The sequence below is a fragment of the Clostridium sp. AF27-2AA genome, from assembly GCF_003478505.1.
Taxonomy (GTDB): Bacteria; Bacillota; Clostridia; order Lachnospirales; family Lachnospiraceae; genus Brotaphodocola.
In genome coordinates this window covers 35,922-55,148 of record NZ_QUFI01000021.1, presented here as the reverse complement: position 1 = coordinate 55,148, position 19,227 = coordinate 35,922, and the positions used below count along the sequence as shown (strand labels likewise).

16 protein-coding genes are annotated in these 19,227 nt (G+C 50.4%); 10 read left to right on the top strand and 6 right to left on the bottom strand.

Annotation, left to right across the window (positions count from 1 at the left end; all coding sequences use genetic code 11):
- Positions 1 to 41: 41 nt before the first annotated feature.
- Positions 42 to 1,406, bottom strand: coding sequence for an MATE family efflux transporter (locus tag DWY84_RS12050; RefSeq protein ID WP_118533630.1), 1,365 nt, complete (start codon positions 1,404 to 1,406; stop codon positions 42 to 44).
- Between the two features lie 94 nt (positions 1,407 to 1,500).
- Positions 1,501 to 2,145 carry a GntR family transcriptional regulator gene (locus tag DWY84_RS12045; protein ID WP_118533628.1) on the bottom strand — a complete coding sequence of 215 codons (645 nt, stop codon included), beginning with the start codon at positions 2,143 to 2,145 and terminating at the stop codon, positions 1,501 to 1,503.
- A gap of 285 nt (positions 2,146 to 2,430) precedes the next feature.
- Here DWY84_RS12045 and DWY84_RS12040 point away from each other — a divergent pair, with 285 nt between their 5' ends.
- From DWY84_RS12040 to DWY84_RS12030, 3 genes are read left to right on the top strand one after another with little or no spacing between them, the layout of a single operon-like run.
- Complete coding sequence (locus DWY84_RS12040; RefSeq protein ID WP_118533626.1) at positions 2,431 to 3,690, top strand: 3-isopropylmalate dehydratase large subunit; 1,260 nt, start codon at positions 2,431 to 2,433, stop codon at positions 3,688 to 3,690.
- A gap of 16 nt (positions 3,691 to 3,706) precedes the next feature.
- Positions 3,707 to 4,222 carry a 3-isopropylmalate dehydratase small subunit gene (locus tag DWY84_RS12035; protein ID WP_118533624.1) on the top strand — a complete coding sequence of 172 codons (516 nt, stop codon included), beginning with the start codon at positions 3,707 to 3,709 and terminating at the stop codon, positions 4,220 to 4,222.
- 25 nt (positions 4,223 to 4,247) lie between these two features.
- Entirely contained in the window at positions 4,248 to 5,585 is a 1,338-nt protein-coding gene (locus tag DWY84_RS12030) for a gluconate:H+ symporter (RefSeq protein ID WP_118533622.1), read from the top strand.
- A gap of 82 nt (positions 5,586 to 5,667) precedes the next feature.
- On the opposite strand, the gene DWY84_RS12025 is transcribed toward DWY84_RS12030, so the two are convergent.
- Positions 5,668 to 6,009, bottom strand: a complete 342-nt coding sequence (locus DWY84_RS12025; RefSeq protein ID WP_118533620.1) for a VOC family protein — start codon at positions 6,007 to 6,009, stop codon at positions 5,668 to 5,670.
- A gap of 195 nt (positions 6,010 to 6,204) precedes the next feature.
- On the opposite strand from DWY84_RS12025, the gene DWY84_RS12020 reads away from it, so the two are divergent.
- Both DWY84_RS12020 and DWY84_RS12015 read left to right on the top strand, forming a co-directional pair.
- Positions 6,205 to 7,707: a hypothetical protein gene (locus tag DWY84_RS12020; RefSeq protein ID WP_118533618.1), complete on the top strand. Its 1,503-nt coding sequence runs from the start codon at positions 6,205 to 6,207 to the stop codon at positions 7,705 to 7,707.
- A 2-nt stretch (positions 7,708 to 7,709) separates the two neighbouring features.
- A complete protein-coding gene (locus DWY84_RS12015; RefSeq protein ID WP_118533616.1) occupies positions 7,710 to 8,651 on the top strand; it encodes a U32 family peptidase in 942 nt (313 codons plus the stop codon).
- A 1-nt stretch (position 8,652) separates the two neighbouring features.
- Here DWY84_RS12015 and aroD read toward each other — a convergent pair whose 3' ends face one another.
- On the bottom strand, positions 8,653 to 9,420 hold the full coding sequence (gene aroD / locus DWY84_RS12010; protein ID WP_118533614.1) for a type I 3-dehydroquinate dehydratase: 768 nt from the start codon (positions 9,418 to 9,420) through the stop codon (positions 8,653 to 8,655).
- 313 nt (positions 9,421 to 9,733) lie between these two features.
- Between aroD and DWY84_RS12005 the strand changes: the two genes are divergently transcribed.
- Positions 9,734 to 10,846, top strand: coding sequence for a hypothetical protein (locus tag DWY84_RS12005; RefSeq protein ID WP_118533612.1), 1,113 nt, complete (start codon positions 9,734 to 9,736; stop codon positions 10,844 to 10,846).
- Between the two features lie 38 nt (positions 10,847 to 10,884).
- Here the strand turns inward: DWY84_RS12005 and DWY84_RS12000 are convergent, their stop codons facing one another.
- Together DWY84_RS12000 and DWY84_RS11995 are read right to left on the bottom strand one after the other, a co-directional pair.
- Positions 10,885 to 11,937, bottom strand: a complete 1,053-nt coding sequence (locus DWY84_RS12000; RefSeq protein ID WP_118533610.1) for an acyltransferase family protein — start codon at positions 11,935 to 11,937, stop codon at positions 10,885 to 10,887.
- An 18-nt stretch (positions 11,938 to 11,955) separates the two neighbouring features.
- Positions 11,956 to 12,987: a LacI family DNA-binding transcriptional regulator gene (locus DWY84_RS11995; protein WP_118533608.1), complete on the bottom strand. Its 1,032-nt coding sequence runs from the start codon at positions 12,985 to 12,987 to the stop codon at positions 11,956 to 11,958.
- A gap of 344 nt (positions 12,988 to 13,331) precedes the next feature.
- Between DWY84_RS11995 and DWY84_RS11990 the strand changes: the two genes are divergently transcribed.
- The 4 genes from DWY84_RS11990 (at position 13,332) to DWY84_RS11975 (ending at position 19,034) form a co-directional block, all read left to right on the top strand.
- Entirely contained in the window at positions 13,332 to 15,581 is a 2,250-nt protein-coding gene (locus DWY84_RS11990) for a PTS transporter subunit IIBC (RefSeq protein ID WP_118533606.1), read from the top strand.
- A 60-nt stretch (positions 15,582 to 15,641) separates the two neighbouring features.
- On the top strand, positions 15,642 to 16,490 hold the full coding sequence (locus tag DWY84_RS11985; protein WP_118533604.1) for an endonuclease/exonuclease/phosphatase family protein: 849 nt from the start codon (positions 15,642 to 15,644) through the stop codon (positions 16,488 to 16,490).
- 54 nt (positions 16,491 to 16,544) lie between these two features.
- Positions 16,545 to 18,047, top strand: coding sequence for a 4-alpha-glucanotransferase (gene malQ, locus DWY84_RS11980; RefSeq protein WP_118533602.1), 1,503 nt, complete (start codon positions 16,545 to 16,547; stop codon positions 18,045 to 18,047).
- 129 nt (positions 18,048 to 18,176) lie between these two features.
- Positions 18,177 to 19,034 carry an SseB family protein gene (locus DWY84_RS11975; protein WP_182434949.1) on the top strand — a complete coding sequence of 286 codons (858 nt, stop codon included), beginning with the start codon at positions 18,177 to 18,179 and terminating at the stop codon, positions 19,032 to 19,034.
- Positions 19,035 to 19,227: the final 193 nt, after the last annotated feature.

Below are 19,227 nucleotides of genomic sequence, written 5' to 3'. Positions count from 1 at the left end.
CCCCGGCCTGCTTCGGACCTTTTGTGACTATTCTTAAATTTTTATTGTGTGTCTGCTGCATCTTCTGGCATTGCGCGGAAGAATTTTACTACCATAGGAATTGTGATGGCGGCAGCAACTGCGTCGGCGATGGTCTGTGACATCTGAATGCCAAGGAGGCCGATTGTCTGGCTCAGGATCCACAGAACCGGGATAAAGACCAGTCCGCTGCGGATCATGGAGAGAAACGTAGCTTTTCCGCTCTGTCCGATACTCTGGAACATCATATTTCCGCACAGGGAGAAGGGCATGCAGAAGAGGGCGAAGCACTGGATACGCAGGGCAGTGACACCGATGCTGATAACAGCCGGGTCATCCCGGAACATACGCACGATGGGAGCGGAGAATACGATACCGATCAGGGCTGAAATGCTCATGACGATCAGGCTGCTCTGGATGCTGAACCAGAAGGCCTCCCGCACGCGGCTATATTTTTTTGCACCGTAGTTGAAGGCGCTGACCGGCTGGAAGCCCTGTCCGATACCGAGCGCAATGCAGAACAGGAACATGATGATGCGGGTTACGATGCTCATGGCCGCGATGGCTGCATCGCCATACGGAGCGGAGCACAGGTTTAAGATCATCACGGAAATGCTGTTAAGTCCCTGACGCATGAGGCTTGGAAAACCGGTGGCAATAATGTTTTTGATATCGGCAAAGCTGCGGGTCACATAGCGGATGTGGATGCGGCTTTGCACTTTCCTTCTGAGAAACGGACTGATGAGGATGGCCATGCTGATATATTGGGAGACTGCGGTGGAGATACCTGCGCCCCGCACGCCCAGATCCAGCCCGAAGATCAGAAGCATATCTCCGAATATATTGAGGATGCCGCCGGAAGCAAGTCCCAGCATGGCAAAGAAGGCTTTGCCCTCATAGCGGAGAATGTTATTCATCACGCAGCTGGAGGCCATGGCGGGAGCTGCGATAAGAATCCAGGTGCTGTATTCGATGGCATAGGGCAGAATGGAGTCCGTACTGCCTAAAAGCCGCATGAAGGGTGCATGGAATAAAAATCCAAACACGCCGATGGCCGATCCGGCCAGCAGTGACAGAAAAAAGCTGGTAGACGCAAACACGCGGGCACTTTCCACATCATGAGCGCCAAGCTTCCGGCTGATATTGCTTCCTGCGCCATGTCCGAACATGAATCCGAAGGCGTTGATGATGGCCATCAGCGCAAATACCACGCCGGTCGCGCCGCTGACGCTGGTTCCGAGCTGGCTGACAAAAAAGGTGTCTGCCATGTTGTAGATGCTGGTCACCAGCATGCTGACGGTGGTGGGAAGCCCCAGCCGCAGAACCAGCTGGTGAACCGGTGTTTTTGTCATTTTGTCATATTGTTCCTGTGCACTGTCCCGTTGCATATGTGTTCCCCCTGTTTTGATTTAAAACGATGCGGCTGACTGGTCAAAAAAATGTCTGCCGCATTTTGTATGATCGGATATTCTATCGTGTCTTTTATCTGAATTTAAAATTCTTCAGAATATTATCCATACTTCGTTCAATGTGCTGTTCCATTTCTTTTTTGGCTTTTTTGGCATCATGATTTTTGATACAGGTCAGAATATCAATATGTTCCTGGGTGGATTTGATGTAGTGATCTAGCTTCGGAGAAGTGAAACCGATGCTGGGGCCGTTCCACAGGTTGGAGAGCATCTTGTAAAGCCGCATGTTGTCAGCCGCGGTCCAGATGCCGGTGTGAACTTCAAAGTTCAGATCCTCATATTCGCTGGTGGAGAGTGATTCCATGCGCTTCTGGGTGTCCATGAGCTTTTCAATCAGTTTGTCTGCCTCCGGCATGCCGTTTTTTGCAGCCCGGGCCGCAGCTTCGGACTCCAGAAGAATACGCATCTCATAATGATCGGTGATGTATTTTTCATCGATCGGTTTTACGATTGCTCCCTTGTTCATGCGAAGCTCAATCAGCCCTTCAGCTTCCAGGGCCTGGAATGCCTCGCGGACCGGGGTACGGCTGACGCCAAGCTTTGCCGCAATGTCAGTGAGACTTAATTCATCACCACTTTTATATTCTCCTGAAAATAATGCTTTTTTTAAAATTGCTGTGATTCGGACACGTGCCGGCAGCAGTTCCATACTTTCCATAAATCTTTTATCCTTTCCATGCGAAAATTCTCCGCAAATTCCTCTTTTCTTATACTTTGATGATACCATTTCACAAAAACAGTGTCAAACAGATCGTATACGATATTCAGTTGTTTTTCATAAAAAATGAGATTCGAAAATGTGAATAACTGCCAAAGATCCGATAATTGACAAAAAAGGCTTGAAAACTGTCCTGGAAAGTGATAGTCTTTGAATCACGAAACGTATATCGTATACGATATTCAAAATACGAAATACGAAAATGAATAATCAGGAGGAGTTAAGATGCACGCAATTGAGAAGATTCTTGCAAAAAACAGCGGGCGCGAACAGGTAAGCACAGGGGAAATCGTTACAGCGAAGGTTGATTTTGCGGAGATCAACGATCTGTATCTGCAGACTGTTTATTCTTTTTATGAAATGGGCGGTGAGAAGGTATGGGACAGCGAGCGGGCAGCGTTCGTATTCGACCACTACGCACCGGCACCGGACATCAAGAGTGCCGCAAACCATGGCGAAATGAGAGAGTTTGCAAAGAAGAATAATTTACGCTTCCATTTTGATACCAATTGTGGTGTCTGCCATCAGGTAATGCCGGAGGCCGGTGTTATTTACCCAGGCATGATCGTAGTTGCAACGGACAGTCATACCACTACCCACGGAGCATTTGGTGCTATGGGAACTGGCTGCGGCGCAACCGATATGGCAACTATCTTAATGACGGGTGAGCTGTGGTTCCGCGTTCCGGAGATCATTGAAGTACGTCTGGAAGGAGAGACAAAACCGGGCGTATATCCGAAAGATGTCATCTTAAGCGTTCTCGGAAAGATTAAGGCGGACGGAGCGGTATACAAAGCAATCGACTTTACCGGAAGCTATGTAGAGAACCTTGGCGTTTCTGGACGTATGGTTGTCTGCAACATGGCTGTAGAGATGGGCGCAAAGACCGCTTACATGCAGCCGAACCAGGCAGTTCTGGATTATGTTTCCAAACGTGCGGTAAGACCGTTTGAAGTGCAGTACACCGATCCGGATTTTAAATATGAAGAGAGCTATGTATTTGACGTATCTGAACTGGAACCGCAGCTGGCCTGCCCGCACAGCGTAGATAACGTGGCACCGCTCAGCGAGGTTATCAAAGACAGGACCATCACTTTAAACCAGGGTTACATCGGAAGCTGCACCGGCGGACGGGAAGAGGATATCGCCCAGGCAGCAAAGATTCTGGAAGGAAAGCACATTCCGAAGTACGCGAGACTGGTTGTTGTTCCGGCATCAGCGGAAGTTATGCAGTCCTGCATGGAGAAGGGTTATATCCAGAGCCTGATGGCAGCCGGCGCGACCATTACCACTCCAGGCTGCGGAGCATGTCTGGGCGCTCATGAGGGCATTCTGGCTCCGGGCGAGAACTGTATCACCACCACCAACCGTAACTTCCCGGGACGTATGGGCTCTACCGAGGCAGACATTTACCTGGCAAGCCCGGCCACTGTTGCGGCAAGTATCTTAAACGGCTGCATTACCGATCCGAGAAACTATTTATAAGGGGGGACTAACCGTCATGAAAACAGAAATCACAGGAAACATCATTGTCGTTGGCAACAACATCGATACCGACCAGATCTACCCGGGCCGCTTTCTGGCTATCACCGATCCGAAGGAGATCGGAAGTCACTGCCTGTGCGGCGTGGATGAGAACATTGCCACGAACTTTCCGCAGGGCGGCATTGTGGTAGCAGGAAGCAACTTCGGCTGCGGCTCCAGCCGTGAGCATGCGCCTATCGCGCTGTTAAACATGGGAGCAAGCGCCGTGATCGCAGATTCCTTTGCCCGGATTTTCTTCCGCAATTCTATCAATCTGGGGCTTCCGCTTATTGTCTGCAAAGGCATCAGCAAGGAAGTAAAAGATGGCCAGGAGTTGACGCTGAACATTGCAAAAGGAACCGTAACCGTAAAGGAGACCGGAAAGGTATATACCTGCGACCGTCTTGGAGACCAGGCCATGAAGATTCTGGAAGCAGGCGGCATCAAACCGATGATGCGGGCACGTATGGAGAAAGAGAACGCCGCACGTTAAGCGGCGGAGATAGGGGGACATAATTATGCCAATGGAGTTAATATTTATCATAGGAATGGCGGTGCTGCTGATCCTTTGCGTCAAAGTGAAAGCAAATGCGTTTATTTCACTGCTGGCAACAGCACTGGTTATGGGGTTGCTTTCCGGTATGAGCGGAGCAGATACCGTGGCTGCCATTACCGGCGGATTTTCCGGCACGGTAAAGAGCATCGGTATTGTTATCATTTTTGGTATCATGCTGGGTAACTATCTGGATGCAGCAAAAGGAACCAACCGCATGGCCTTTGACGCAGTACGTCTGGTAGGCCAGAAACGTGCGGGCCTGGCCATGGCCATCACCGGTTACCTGGTATCCATTCCGGTATTTTCCGACGCAGCATTTGTGATTCTGACACCGCTTGTAAAAGCAATTCACAAAAAGACACGAATTTCGCTGGCCATCCTGGCAGTGAGCCTGTCAGCCGGACTCTTATCTACTCATGTATTTGTGCCGCCGACACCAGGTCCGCTGGCAGCAGCCGGACTTCTGGGAATCGATATTGGGCGCGCAATCCTGTATGGTGCATTTGGTGCGTTCTTTATGACGCTGGCCGGCTGGATCTTTGCAGAAATTTATTTCCGCAACAAGCCGGATTCTTACTACAGTTTTCGTGATGAAGAGGAGCATAAAAAAGACGAAGCTCTGAGTATAGAAGATGATACCGATCTGCCGGGAACTCTGGCAAGCCTTCTGCCGCTTGTTGTGCCAATTCTGCTGATCCTTTTAAATACGACATGCGGAATGATGCTTCCGGAAGATTCACCGGTTATGACGGTAGTATCTTTTGTAGGTGATTCCAACATCGCTCTGGCCATCGGCGCTGTGCTGGCCATCATCACTCTGGGCAAACGTCTTGGCGGCAAAGTCATCATTGATGTGATGGATAAGACCTTAAAAGACGCAGGTCCGATCGTGTTCATTACCTCTGCTGGCGGCGCTCTTGGCCAGGTGTTAAAGGTATCCGGAGCAGGCGACAGCCTGGCACAGATGGTACTGAACACCGGTCTCCCCTTCATCCTGATCCCGTTTGTGATCTCAGGTCTGTTAAAGGTGGTACAGGGTTCCGGTACAGTCGCTGTCACTACCGCTGCAACCCTGTGCGCGCCGATTGCCGCAAGCCTTGGTCTGGACCCGATCCTGATCTTCCTTGCATCCGGCGCGGGCGCACGTCTCTGCTGCCACGTAAACGACAGTTACTTCTGGGTATACACAAACTGTATGGGATATGATATGAAGACAGGACTGAAGACATTGTCCATCAGTAATGTTGTGATGTCCCTGGGCGGCCTGGCCGCAACCTTTATCTGCAGTCTCTGGCTGTAGTTCCATAAAAATTTAAGTTTGAAATAAAACAGGGCCGGAAAGCCGCCAGCAGCGGTTCCCAGGCCCTGTTTTATACCCGTGCTTAATCATTCAGTTTCCAGTTTTCCAGCAGCTTTAGCTCAATTCTGGTTCCGTTCGGAAGGGAAAACCAGTGATCGTTGATTGGCGTAGCTGGGTATGCTTTGATCTTTTCCATAGTTTCTTCCACAGAGTCTACCGCAATGGAAATATGGTCGTAGCCGTTCTGCCCGTCTGTGTTGATAGTTTCCGCTTCGCAGAGCTGGATTCCTTCTTTGTACCAGCATTTGCGGGCTGGCTTCTCACCAATTTCTCTCCACATATGCATTTTAAATACATCTTCAAAAAATTTCTGGGCGTCCTCGTAGGCGGTGGTGCGTACAGCCGCGTGATCAATTTTTGCCATAGCTCAGATCCTCCTGTTGTTTTTTTTACAATACGGTATTTCCATCAAAAAAGCAAATAGAAATTAGCATATAAATCCCATTCAGATTTTGTTATAATGGAATGAGTGCAAGAGAGCCAGAAGCATACTTCTGGCGAACGACGGGGAAACCGGGTGACAACGCTGCGAGAAATTTGGGCCGGAGGCATTTGGAAAATGGAAAGAAATAGAACCTGGGATTGGATAAACAGTGCGGTGGAGATGATTCCCTTCGGCCTTCTGGCAGGTTTTTACGGTGAAAAAGAGGTGCGGATTACAAAGCTGGCAGAGGAAGGCTTCTGTTTTCGCGTGAGTGTTGCATCAGAAATTTTGAAACTGCAGGAAAGTCTGCGGCTTTGTTTTTATAATATGAAACAGAACCGGTATCAGGAAATTGCTGTGACACCGGATGACTGGAAAGTTGAAGCGCAAACGGATTTTTTTTGCAGCTATGCGGTGGCTGTGCAGCAGGAAGATTACCGTCAGGCGGTGCGAATGCTGTTCGGCCAGTATGACTGCTATATCCGCTTAAAACTGGAGGAAGATGACAGCGGCCTGGCCGGGCAGATGACCGGATATCCGGCGGGAGAAGATGAGATATTTGCGGATTCCTTCCGGGAGCAGATGGAGGAGTGGTTCGGGACCGAAACAAAGAGAGTGCCTGATGAAGCTGGGAACTGTGAGCGTGATGGCCGGATGGAGCCAATGGAAACAAGTCTGGAAGAAAGCGGGATGGAGAAAATTGGAGCAAGACCGGAAAGACGGCAGGCAAAACCAGGATTTGCGCTGGAACTCGATCATCCGCATGTATACACACAGTTTTTGAATCAGGAATTGGATGAGTTTCTGGCAGGTTATCAAAAGCAGTATCCTGCATTTCGGGACTGGCTTCAGGACAGAAAACCGGGCCGGATTTATATTGGGAATGCCTTCTGCCACCTGCTTTTTCCGGAAACAGAACAGCTTTTTGCATTGCTTGAAAAGGCAAAAAAGGAGTTGCTGCAGGTCACTTTTACCTTTTCTTATGTGCGGGAATATCAGCTGGTACAGACGGAGAAACTGTTGGAAAAACTGGGGCAGTGGTGCCGGAAAGAGAACAGAAAACTGGAAATTGAGGTCAATGACTGGGCAATGGCAGACATGCTGAAACGCGATTTCCCGGAACTGATCCCATGCTTTGGAAGAATGTTAAACAAGCGGAAAAAAGATCCGCGTATGGCATATAAAAAGGGCAGCAGGGAGTGTTTGCGTGAAAACAGCCTGAATGCAGAATTCTACCAGGAATATCTGAGCCAGGAATTTGGAATACAGCGTTTGGAGTGGGAATGCTGCGGCTATGAGCAGAAGTTCCCGGATCCAGCTGCGAAAATGAGAGTGGAAAATCATCTGCATTTGCCCTTTTACCAGACAAATACCTCTCAGTATTGTACGCTGTATGCAGGAAGTGCATATGGGGACCGGAGTGTGCAGCATCTTCTGACCAGCTGTGATAAACGGTGTGAATGGCAGGCTTATCTGTATCCGCAGCATCTGGAGATGGTGGGGCGTTACAATTCCCTGTTTGGAAGGGATCATGAGATTCTGGAGCGGGCCGGAATCGTACCGTGTGACCTGGAAAAAACAGAAAAATTTTGTAAACAGAATTATATTGGAAGGCTGGTGTTTCCGTGCTGGATGTGAGTATGAAAATCGTAGCAGGGCTTGGCTCCCTGGATGAATATGTCCGGTTCTGTGATGCCGGAGCGGACGAATTTTTTGCCGGATATGTACCTTATGACTGGAATCGGAAATATGGCACTATGCTGCCGTTGAACCGACGGGAAGTACTCTGCTGCAATGTACAGCTGGGCTCTTTTTCGGAACTGGAAATCCTTGCGGCCATGGTTCGGAAATATCAGAAACCGGTGCACCTGACCTTCAATGCCCTGTACTATATTCCAGAGCAGTATCCGGAGATTGCAACGATCATCCGGCAGTGTATGGGGTTTGGATTTCGCAGTTATATTCTGGCAGATCCGGCCCTCATCTGTTATCTGAGGCAGGAGCATATCGACTGCGAAATTCATCTGAGCGGAGAAATCGCGGAAGTGAACAGCCGGATGTTTTCCGTGTTTCAGCGGCAGCAGATTCAGCGTCTGACCTTTCACCGGAAAAACAGTTTTTATGATATGAGACGGGTGGTACAGGCTGGGCATGGAGAGGAGTTTGAAGCCTTTGTGCTGAATGAACTCTGCCATTTTACGGGCGCCTTCTGCAATTCCCTGCACTGCGACGAGATGGGGTATCTGTGCCGGGTGCCGTACCGGCTTGAACCGGAAGAACGCAGGGAGCGGGCAGAAGACAGAAGCACATCGGAGCAGCTTCCCTGGGCTGAAGACGGTTACCTCTGCGGTGCCACCGGTTGCGGCCTATGTGCCCTGTATCGGCTTCGGGAGGCGGGAATCACACACTTAAAGCTGGTGGGACGGGGCAACTACGCTGACTATATGGAGCGGGATATCTGTAATTTAAAAAGAGCCCTGACTCTGTTGGAAGAGTCGGGCTCAGAAGCAGACTATAGAGAAAAGATGAAGCGGGAACTGTTCCCCAAAGGCTGCAGCGGAAACTGTTATTACAGGGAATGAATCAGTTTCCCATGCTTTTATGGATCAGCTGCAGGACACTGGCCAGGTCTTTTGCGTCGATCTGTCCGGGGGCAGATGCCTTACCGACTGTTCCGAAGGTTAAGGCAGAGCCGAACACTTCCCCACACAGGCGGCTGATCATGCCGACTGGCCCCATGGACATGGTGATGAGGGGCTTTGCAGTGCGAAGATCCATTTCCTCCGTGGCAGAAAGCAGGGTCAGCACATCTTTCCGGGACTGGGGCATCACGGCAATCTTTAAGATATCAGCCCCCATCTGATCCATTTTGGTGAGGATTTCGAGGAGGGTTTCCTGGGCCGGGGTCTCATGAAAATGATGATTGGAGGCAACCACGGGAACATTTGCGCGGTGTGCGGCAGCCAGAATGGAACGGACGGTATCATCTCCGGTAAAAATCTCTACATCGATAAGGTCCGCAAGGCCGCTTGCTGCTACCTGGCAGTTTAACCGTTCATAGGACGCGGCGGCAATCTCCTTTTCTCCGCCTTCCGCTTTGGTGCGGAAGGTAAACAGAATCGGAATATCTTCCAGTATTTCATGGAGTGCCTGAAGGACACGCACGGCGGCCTCTGGCTCTTCGGCCTGGTCAAAGTGATCGCAGCGCCATTCTGCAAGATCCGGACAGGATGACTTTAAGTTCCTGGCGGCTGTGAGAATGGAAGGAAAATCTTTTTCCACAATAGGAACACAGATTTTCGGAATACCGTCTCCGATCCGTGTGTTTCTGACAATAACCGGTTGTTTCATATGAATTCCTCCTGAATGGGCTTATTTTTAAATCTGCAGGAATGAGGGCACTTTAGCAGAATCTGTTCAGATTATTATAGCAACAGGGCGATTTGTTTGTAAACACAGAATGCAGCTGGCCGCAGCAGTTTGCGGAAAATCCGTTGCCTGTTTGCGCAATGCGTGAACAGTAACAAGTTGGACGGGCAAGCATATTGTGAAAGAGATGTCAAGTCTTGAATGAGAAAAATCTCTGCTATATAATGAGAATCTAGTGAAAACCATATGCAGAAACTGGAAATCAAACTGCAAATTTAATGAACAGGTGAGGAATATGAACAGGAAGAATTTTGAAACAGTATTAGAACAGTACATGGGACGTCTGGCCGGACTTGAGCGGGCAGATGACAGTGACCAGGTCTACAAATGGCGTGCTGTGGGCTGCTTTAAGCGGTTTTGGAATCTGGATGCGGCAGACTTTGCCGGTATGTTTGAAAAAGCCATGCAGGAGGCCGGCAATCTTCTGGATGATGCTGCCATGCAGCCGGTAGCAGGACTTCGGATGCTTCTTGCCCGGGAAGCAGAGGTTGAGTATGTGCGTGAGTGCTTCCGATTTTTATTCAGTGATGACGGCGGTGATCTTCAGAAACGCCAGGACCGTGCAGACTTCTTTGCGGACAAGATCAATGAACGGGTCCGCTACTATGAGCGTGGAACGAAAAAATATCTGCAGACCCGGGATCATGTGATCTATTACCTGAATCTGTGGAAGCCGGAGGAAAACTATGTATTCGATGCTGCGTCTGCTACAGGCTGGGCGGCCTGCGTGGAGTATGAGGGAGATTTCAGCAGCAAGAATTTCTCTCTGGCAGGCTATTACCAGATGTGTGATGAGCTTCTTGACGCGATTCGTGAGAATGAGGAGCTGACCGGTCTTTACAGCGGGCTGTTTGAAGAAGAGCTGGATGGTTACGAGGACCAGCTTCATATCCTGGTTTACGATATCATGGACTGCGCAAGCCTGTACCGTTATTATGCAGGTATGGATATCCGCAGGATTCCATCCAGAGAGCGTACAAAGACGGCAGAAGCCAAAGCTGCCCAGGAGAAGCTGACCCAGGAGATCGCATTAAAGGAGAAGCGGCTGAAAGAATTGCAGGACAAGCCGGTTAATCTTCCGGATGTTGTGGGAAAACAGGTGCGCCATAAGACGTATGGTGTCGGTGCGGTTCAGTCCAATGATAACGGAACCCTGCTGGTTCATTTTGAGAAAGCGGACAAGAAATTCAAATACCCATCTGTATTTACCCAGGGATTTTTAAGCTTTGCGGGAGAAGAAATGCAGACCGGAGAAATGGCAGAATTTGAGGCAGATCAAAAGAAAAAGGCTGCACTGGAAAAAGAAATCACACAGCTGAAAAAATCACTGAAAAGCATTACGGTGTAGGGCATGTGACAGAAAAATAAGGGCAGGTACCTGAAAAATCAGGTGCCTGCTCTTTTGTGTTTGTAGCAGTCCCAGGGCCAGCCAATGAGACAGATCAGGCCGAAGGTGGCTGCAGTCAGCGCAAAGGTGGAAAGCCTGGTTGGCATCCATTCCATAGGCTTTAATTCCACGCCGGTGGTGCGCAGAATAAGCTCCACAAAGAAGTAGAGGGCGAAGCTCTGAATGGAAAAAAGAAGCATGGAGCGGCGGCCGCAAAACTGCCAGAAACGGGAAAATACGCTGCCGGATACAGCCGGGAGCGCAGCCAGTTTTGCCGTGAGAAGCAGCGCGAAAATACCGGAAAAGGCGGCACCAAAATAGTAGGGCGGTGCGGTGTAGCGACAGTCGCATAAGTTTACATATTCGCTGAGCTTCGGGCCGAAAAAGAAGCTTAAGGCCACGAAAAACGGGATCAGGAATCCGGCGTATGGCATCATTTTTTCCAGAAGCTTTGTTCTGTTTGTGTAGTATCCGGCAATCAGAAATACGGCAGCGCACAGGGCAGAATCCAGTTTCCAGGGAAGCCGCTCCATGACCGGGATCAGAGGATCTGCAAGGCGGATATAGGTTCCGGCCAGTATCAGAACAGTCAGGGCATAACAGCGGGTGACGATGTGTTTCTGGTCAAAGATACGCAGCCAGACCAGTGCATAAAGACCAGCAAAAAACAGTGCCGGCAAAAACCACAGCTGGCCGGTGTAGATCTGCTGGGGCTGCCCATAATAGAAAATCCATTTCAGAATGTGCTTCCACCCATATTCGCTGATAGCCTGATGATAATAGGGCCGGATGGTGCAGATGGCTAACGCGGTCAGGGTAATCGCAAAATAGGGGAGGATGAGCGTCTGTCCCCTCTTTTTGATGTAATCCAGACAGGATGGATATTTTTCCGGACGGAAGGTCATGCCGGAGAGAAAGAAAAAAGCTGGCATGTGGAATGCGTAGATCCACCGGAATATGGTGTGGTGCATAGTCACGACGTGGCCCAGCACCACCAGAAACAGGGCGAAGCCCTTGGCAATGTCAATGTCACTTCTTCGATTCATACTCATTTGTAAATCCCCTTATGCTTACGAATGTGATACAGGTCGTGCGCAGCTGTCCCGCTCGATCAGCTGGTGCGGTACCAGGATCTTGGTGGCAGGAAGCTCTGGGTTTTCAATATGGCTGATCATCTGTGCGGCGGCTTCGATGCCAAGCTGGCAGGAGTTGATGTCAATAGAGGTCAGCTGCGGCGAGGTAAGACGCGCAAACAGCGAATTATTAAAAGAAAGAATGGAAAGGTCAGCCGGGATCGACAGTCCGGTTTCCGTGCAGATGCGTTCCAGGGTCAGGGCAAGGATATCATCGCTGACAACAATGGCGGTCGGCCGGCTGGCAGACCGGAGCAGTGCATGTACCGGTGTATCTTCCCCGGCGGTGATGGAGGGGAGTTCTACACAGTATTCCGGTTTTGGCACAATGCCATGGCGGGTCAGCGCCAGCTGGTAGCCGTTTCGGCGGTCAGCCGAGAAGACGAGGCTGTTATCTACGCCCAGGTAGGCAATTTTCCGGTGCCCAAGCTGGTAAAGGTATTCGGTAGCTTCATCTCCCGCCAGCAGATTGTCATTATCAATGTAAATGGTCTGGTTGGCGTACTGGCAGGCTTTGCCGATCAGAACATAGGGAAGCTTTTCCCGGTGCAGGTATTCAATCACGGGATCGTTCTGGCGGGAATAGAGCAGGATAAAGCCGTCTGCCTGTCCGATGCGTGCCATGGAACGGACGACTTCCAGCACCTCGTCCTCATCCTGGCCGGTTACGATGGTGCTGATGTAATGCTGCTGGTTGCAGACCTGGCTGATGCCGCGGATCGCTTCCAGATAAAAGGAGTTTTCGTAGACCTCACGGGCAGATACCGGAAGGATAATGCCGATGGTGCGCGTGTTTCGGGAGGCCAGATTGCTGGCCTGGAAATTGGGTTCATAGCCCAGCTCCTTCATGGCATTTCTTACTTTGCGTTTCGTTTCTTCGCTGATGGAAGGACTGTTTTTACAGGTGCGGGAAACCGTAGAGGCAGATACACCGGCCAGTGCGGCTACATCCTTGATGGTTACGGACATGATTCCAGCTTCCTTTCTTTTATAAAATATAGAACCGGATGATTCCTTGGTTTCTTCTTGATATTTTACGGGATTGCGGAAAAAAAGTCAATGTCGGTGTGCAAAATCATGCAAATGTTGCATTAGATTTTGTTCGAGGACACATGGACAATACGCACAAAAACGGCAATGAAAAGTTGTTGAAAGTGGAGAAAGCACGCTAAAAACAAAAAATAGATTGTAATTCCTGTGCAAAACATATATAGTTAATGCAAACGGTTGCATTAATTGTGCAAAATAATCTGACAAGTACAGACAGCACAGGGGGCGCAGAACTGGTCAGAAAAAATGAGGGGGATATTTTTATGAAGTGCGGCAAGATTCTTTCTCCTATGACAGGAGAGGCTGTGGGACTTGGCGAAGTTCCGGATCCGGTTTTTTCCCAGAAGATTATCGGGGATGGTATGGCGGTGATCCCGTCCGAGGGAAAACTGCTCAGTCCGGTGGACGGCGAGGTTATTTCCGTGGCGGACACAAAGCATGCGTTTGGCCTGCGTACGGCAGAAGGCCTGGAGCTTTTGATCCATGTGGGTCTGGAGACGGTACATTTAAAGGGGGAATGCTTTCAGGTCTTTGTAAAACCAGGTGATAAGGTAAAGGCCGGGGACCTTTTGGCAGAGGTGGATCTGGCCTATTTAAAAGAGCGCGAGATCAATCCAATCACACCGGTTCTGGTGTGCGGCGGTTTAAACGGGCAGCAGCTAAGCGGCACAGAGGGCCCGGTTCAGGCCGGTAAAACGGTGCTGATGGAAACGGCAGAGACTGTGATGACGGCCCCGGACCATGAGCAGAAAACTGCAGACAGCCTGGAGACGTCTGCGGGCACTGGGGCAAAAGAAGCGGAGATGGTGAAAACATCCGCAGACAGCACAGGTGAGAAGCCGTCACAGAAGCCGCGCCTGAATTTTAACTTTGATTTTCTGCAGAAGCTTGGCAAAGTCTTAATGACCGTCATTGCGGTCATGCCGGCAGCAGGATTTATGATCAGCCTTGGAAAGCTGGTTCAGATGGCGGGAGCAGATATGTCTGTGCTGATGACGGTGGGAAGTACGATGGAGAACATCGGCTGGGCCGTGATCAATAATCTTCATATCCTGTTTGCGGTAGCAATTGGCGGTTCCTGGGCCAAGGAACGTGCAGGCGGTGCCTTCGCGGCAATCATCACCTTTATCCTGATCAACCAGATCACCGGCTCCATCTTCGGGGTGACCTCAGCTATGCTCAGTGATCCGGAGGCCGTGACCCACACATTGTTTGGCCAGGAAATTCTGGTAAACGGATACTTTACTTCCGTGCTTGGCGCTCCGGCTCTGAATATGGGTGTTTTTGTGGGAATCATTTCCGGTTTTGCCGGAGGCGTGATCTATAACCGCTACTACAATTTCCGCAAGCTGCCGGATGCCCTGGCATTCTTTAACGGCAAACGGTTTGTGCCGATGGTCTGCATTGCCTGGTCCGTGATCATTTCTCTGGTTCTGGCTCTGGTATGGCCGGTTGTACAGTCCGGAATCAACGCCTTTGGTGTATGGATCGCGAATTCTTCTTCCACATCACCGATCCTGGCACCGTTCATCTACGGAACCCTGGAGCGTCTGCTGCTGCCGTTCGGCCTGCATCATATGCTGACCATTCCGATGAACTACACTTCCTTTGGCGGCACCTACACCATTGCGACCGGTGTGAACGCTGGAAGCCAGGTATTTGGCCAGGATCCGCTGTGGCTGGCCTGGGCAACAGACCTGATCAACTTTAAAAATGCGGGCGATATGGAAGCCTACACGAATCTTCTTACTACGGTAACACCGGCCCGGTTCAAGGTAGGCCAGATGATCGGAGCTACAGGCCTGCTTCTTGGTATCGCTGTGGCTATGTACCGCCGTGTTGATGCGGATAAGCGTCAGAATTACCGTTCTATGTTTGTGTCTACCGTGCTGGCCGTGTTCCTGACCGGTGTGACCGAACCGCTGGAATTTATGTTTATGTTCTGCGCGCTGCCGCTCTATGTGCTTTACGCAGTGCTGCAGGGATGTGCCTTTGCCATGGCAGGTGTGATCCATCTGCGCCTCCATTCCTTCGGAAACCTGGAATTTGTCACCCGTATTCCGATGTCCTTAAAGGCTGGCCTGGGCGGTGATCTTATCAACTTTGTAATCTGCGTGGTGGTATTTTTCATCATCGGTTATGTGGTTGCGTATGTCATGATTGGAAAGTTCCATTTCGCGACTCCGGGCCGTCTTGGCAACTATACCGATGAGACAGCGCCGGAGGATGGAGATCAGACGGAAGGAAGCAGTACCGCAGGCACCGGAACAAAGAAGGGAAACAGTCAGGCGGAACGCATCATCGCGCTGCTTGGAGGCAGAGAAAATATTGTGCTGGTAGATGCCTGCATGACCCGTCTTCGTGTTACAGTCAAGGATATTTCCAAAGTGGCAGAGCTTCCGGAGTGGAAAGCAGAAGGGGCATTGGGACTGATCAAAAAGGATCAGGGAATCCAGGCTGTTTACGGACCGAAGGCCGATGTGCTGAAATCCGATATCAACGATATTCTGTAAGAAAACAGCCGCAAAGGATTCCCCAAAATCCTTTGCGGGGGAAGAAAAAGAGGACAGAACATGAAACTGATCACACTGAATACCCACAGCCTCATTGAGGAGCATTACGAGGAAAAGCTGCATGCGTTTGCTGAGGTCATCCGGAAAGAAAAACCGGACATTCTGGCCATGCAGGAGGTAAACCAGCTGGCCTGTGAGGAAATATGGCCGGATGAAAAGCTGCCCGGGTTTGTGCGCTGCCGTGGCTTTTCTCTTCCAGTGCGGAGAGGAAATCATGCGGCAAGGCTTGCAGAGCTTTTAAAGGATTCCGGGCTTTCTTATTCCTGGACCTGGATCTCGGCAAAGATGGGCTATGACCGCTATGACGAAGGCATGGCTGTGTTCAGTTTATCACCCATTGCGGATACGGACCAGTTTCAGATCAGCCGCTCCTTCGATTATCATTACTGGAAGACCAGGCGGGTGCTGGGCATCCGCACGGAGGCAGATCCGGACACCTGGTTTTATATCGTTCACATGGGCTGGTGGGACGATGCGGAAGACCCGTTTGCAGGGCAGTGGGAACAGTTAAACCAATTCCTGCAGGAAAAGGGCAGGCTGGACAGTGGGAAAAATGTCTGGCTTCTGGGAGATTTTAACAGCCCGTCGGCAGTATCGGGCGAAGGCTATGACTGCATCCGGAAAGCAGGGTGGCTGGACAGCTATGTTCTGGCAGCGCAAAAAGATGACGGCGCGACCGTGGACCATGTGATTGACGGCTGGAGAGATAAGATGGCAGAAGGGGAGAACTGCCGCCTGGATTATATGTTCAGCCGGAATCCGGTCCGGATCCGTTCCAGCAGAGTTATCTGCAATGGAACGCTTTATCCGGTGGTATCGGATCATTTTGGCGTTATGGTAACGGTCTGAACGCAGCCGGATCGTTTGAAATCAGAATGAAAACAATAAGGGAGTATTGAATATATGAACAGATCAGCAGGAATTTTGCTGCCGCTTAGCAGTCTGCCGTCCAGATACGGCATCGGATGTTTCTCAAAAAGCGCTTATGAATTTGTGGACTGGCTGAAGGGAGCCGGACAGAGTTACTGGCAGATCCTTCCGCTGGGACCGACCAGCTACGGGGATTCCCCGTATCAGTCATTTTCCACGTTTGCGGGAAATCCTTACTTTATCAGCCTGGAAGCGCTGATTGAGGAGGGCGTTCTGACAAAAGAAGAATGCGACGCGGTAGATTTTGGAAAGAACGAGCGCAATATTGACTATGAAAAACTTTATCTTGGCCGTTATCCGCTGCTTCGCAAGGCCTATGAGCGCAGCCATATCCATGAAAATCCGGATTACCAGAAGTTTGTTGCCGAAAATAACTGGTGGCTTTCTGATTATGCCCTTTTTATGGCTGTTAAAGACCGGTTTGATGGCGTAGAGTGGACGAAATGGGCAGAAGATATCCGCCTGCGCTGGGGCAATGCCATGGACTATTACCGTAGGGAACTGTATTTTGATATTGAATTCCAGCAGTATCTGCAGTATCAGTTTTACCTCCAGTGGAACCAGCTGAAAACCTATGCCAATGAGCGGGGAATCCAGCTGGTCGGAGATATCCCAATCTATGTATCTATGGACAGCGCGGATGCCTGGGCGCATTCGGAGCTGTTTCAGTTAGACGCAGACAATCTCCCGCTTGCGGTGGCCGGCTGCCCGCCGGATGGCTTCTCCGCAGACGGACAGCTCTGGGGGAATCCGCTTTACCGCTGGGATTATCACCGGGAAACCGGATATCAGTGGTGGATCTCAAGACTGGCCCATTGTTTCCGCCTTTACGATGTCGTGCGCATCGATCATTTCCGGGGCTTTGACGAGTATTATTCCATTCCGTACGGGGAGACTTCTGCCGTGAACGGACACTGGGAAAAGGGACCGGGCATTGACCTGTTCCGGAAGGTGGAGCAGGCTCTTGGCTGGAAGCAGGTCATTGCCGAGGATCTGGGTTATGTGACGGATTCCGTGCGCCGTCTGGTGCAGGAAAGCGGTTTTCCGGGCATGAAGGTGCTGGAGTTCGCGTTTGATTCCAGGGATTCCGGCTGTGCCAACGACTATCTGCCGCACAACTATACAGAAAATTCCGTAGCCTACACGGGAACTCATGACAATGAGACTCTGGCTGGCTGGTGGAAGAGTATTACTCCGGAAGAACAGAAGATGGTACGGGAGTATCTCTGCGACCAGTATACCCCGCAGTCAAAGCTGGGCAAGTCCCTGATTAGCCTGATCCTTCGCAGCCGGTCAGTTCTCTGCGTTATTCCGATGCAGGATTATATGGGGTTGGACAACCGCAGCCGGATCAATAAGCCGTCCACAGTGGGAACGAACTGGAAATGGCGTCTGGCCAAGTCTGACCTGACTGAAGACTTAAAACAGGAGATCCACGGCATGACCCTGCGCTATGGACGGATGAACTGGAACTGATCTGCTTGAAAAAGAGAAAAAAAGCCTGTATAATTAGGAGCAGACCGTGAAGCGACAGGAAAGAGATTCACGGAAAAAGACAGGCGGAACGCAGAAACTACCATGTGGAACCGCGGACAGGAGAGCAATATGAGTGAGGGAAAAGACAGACTGCTGGCGCAGATGAAAGACGCAGAGGGTGCAGTGTACGCACTGATTTCAGGATATACCGAGGAGCCATACGTAGAGTGTGATGGAGAAACCTATGACGACAAGGTATTCGTCTATCTGTCTGAGGATGCCGCAAAGGCAAGAGTGGCAGAGTTAAAGGAAGAGAAGATTCCGGTAGGAGTTGCAAAGATTCTTTCTAACCATATGCTTTTGTTTTTTACCAATCTTTATACCATGGGCGTCAATGCGCTGGAAATCCACTATGATGACAAAATGGATCTGCTCCAGATTGATGAATTCGCAAAGCGCAGAGAAAATCCGCAGGTGGAAGAGGGCAAGCAGTGGATTGAAAATCCGCAGCTTCATCTGACCGCCCTGTATTTTGCCCAGGAGGTGCGCAGACCGAAGGAACTTCAGGACGCAAAGCGCATGGCACAGCTCCAGGAAGAGATGTCTGCTGACTTTATGAAGAGCAAATTCATCTTTGCGCTTCAGCAGGATGGCAAAGGAACTCCGCTGGTTAAGCTGAATACTGGTGATAAATACCAGCTGGTATTTACCGATGCTGTGGAATTCAGCCGTTTTAACCGCAACAATGCGTTTAAGCCGGTCATTGTAGACGCGGCGCAGCTTCCGAAGGTATTAGATAAAGAAGCAAAGGGTGTTGTCTTAAATATTATGGGCGTGAACCTTCCACTGGCAGTGAACCGTCCGGTTCCGGTACCGCAGGATCCGGCAGCAAAAGCCCAGGCAGCGTCCGACCAGGCCATTGCGGCAGCAGCCTCCGCAGCACTTCAGAGACAGGCAGCTGAGAAAAAGAACAGCGAAGAGGCCTGAAGACAGTTAAAAGTATGTTAAAAACTGGAAAATCCGGTTTACGACCAAGCAGCGAGACTTTCACCGTACAAAGAACAAGGGTACGGTGGAGGTCTCGCTTTTCGTATTACGAAAAGAGGAGATCCGGTACCGGAAAAGGAGGATATGCTTATGAAGATCATAATGGAACTCTGATGTTGCTTTGCTATGCCGG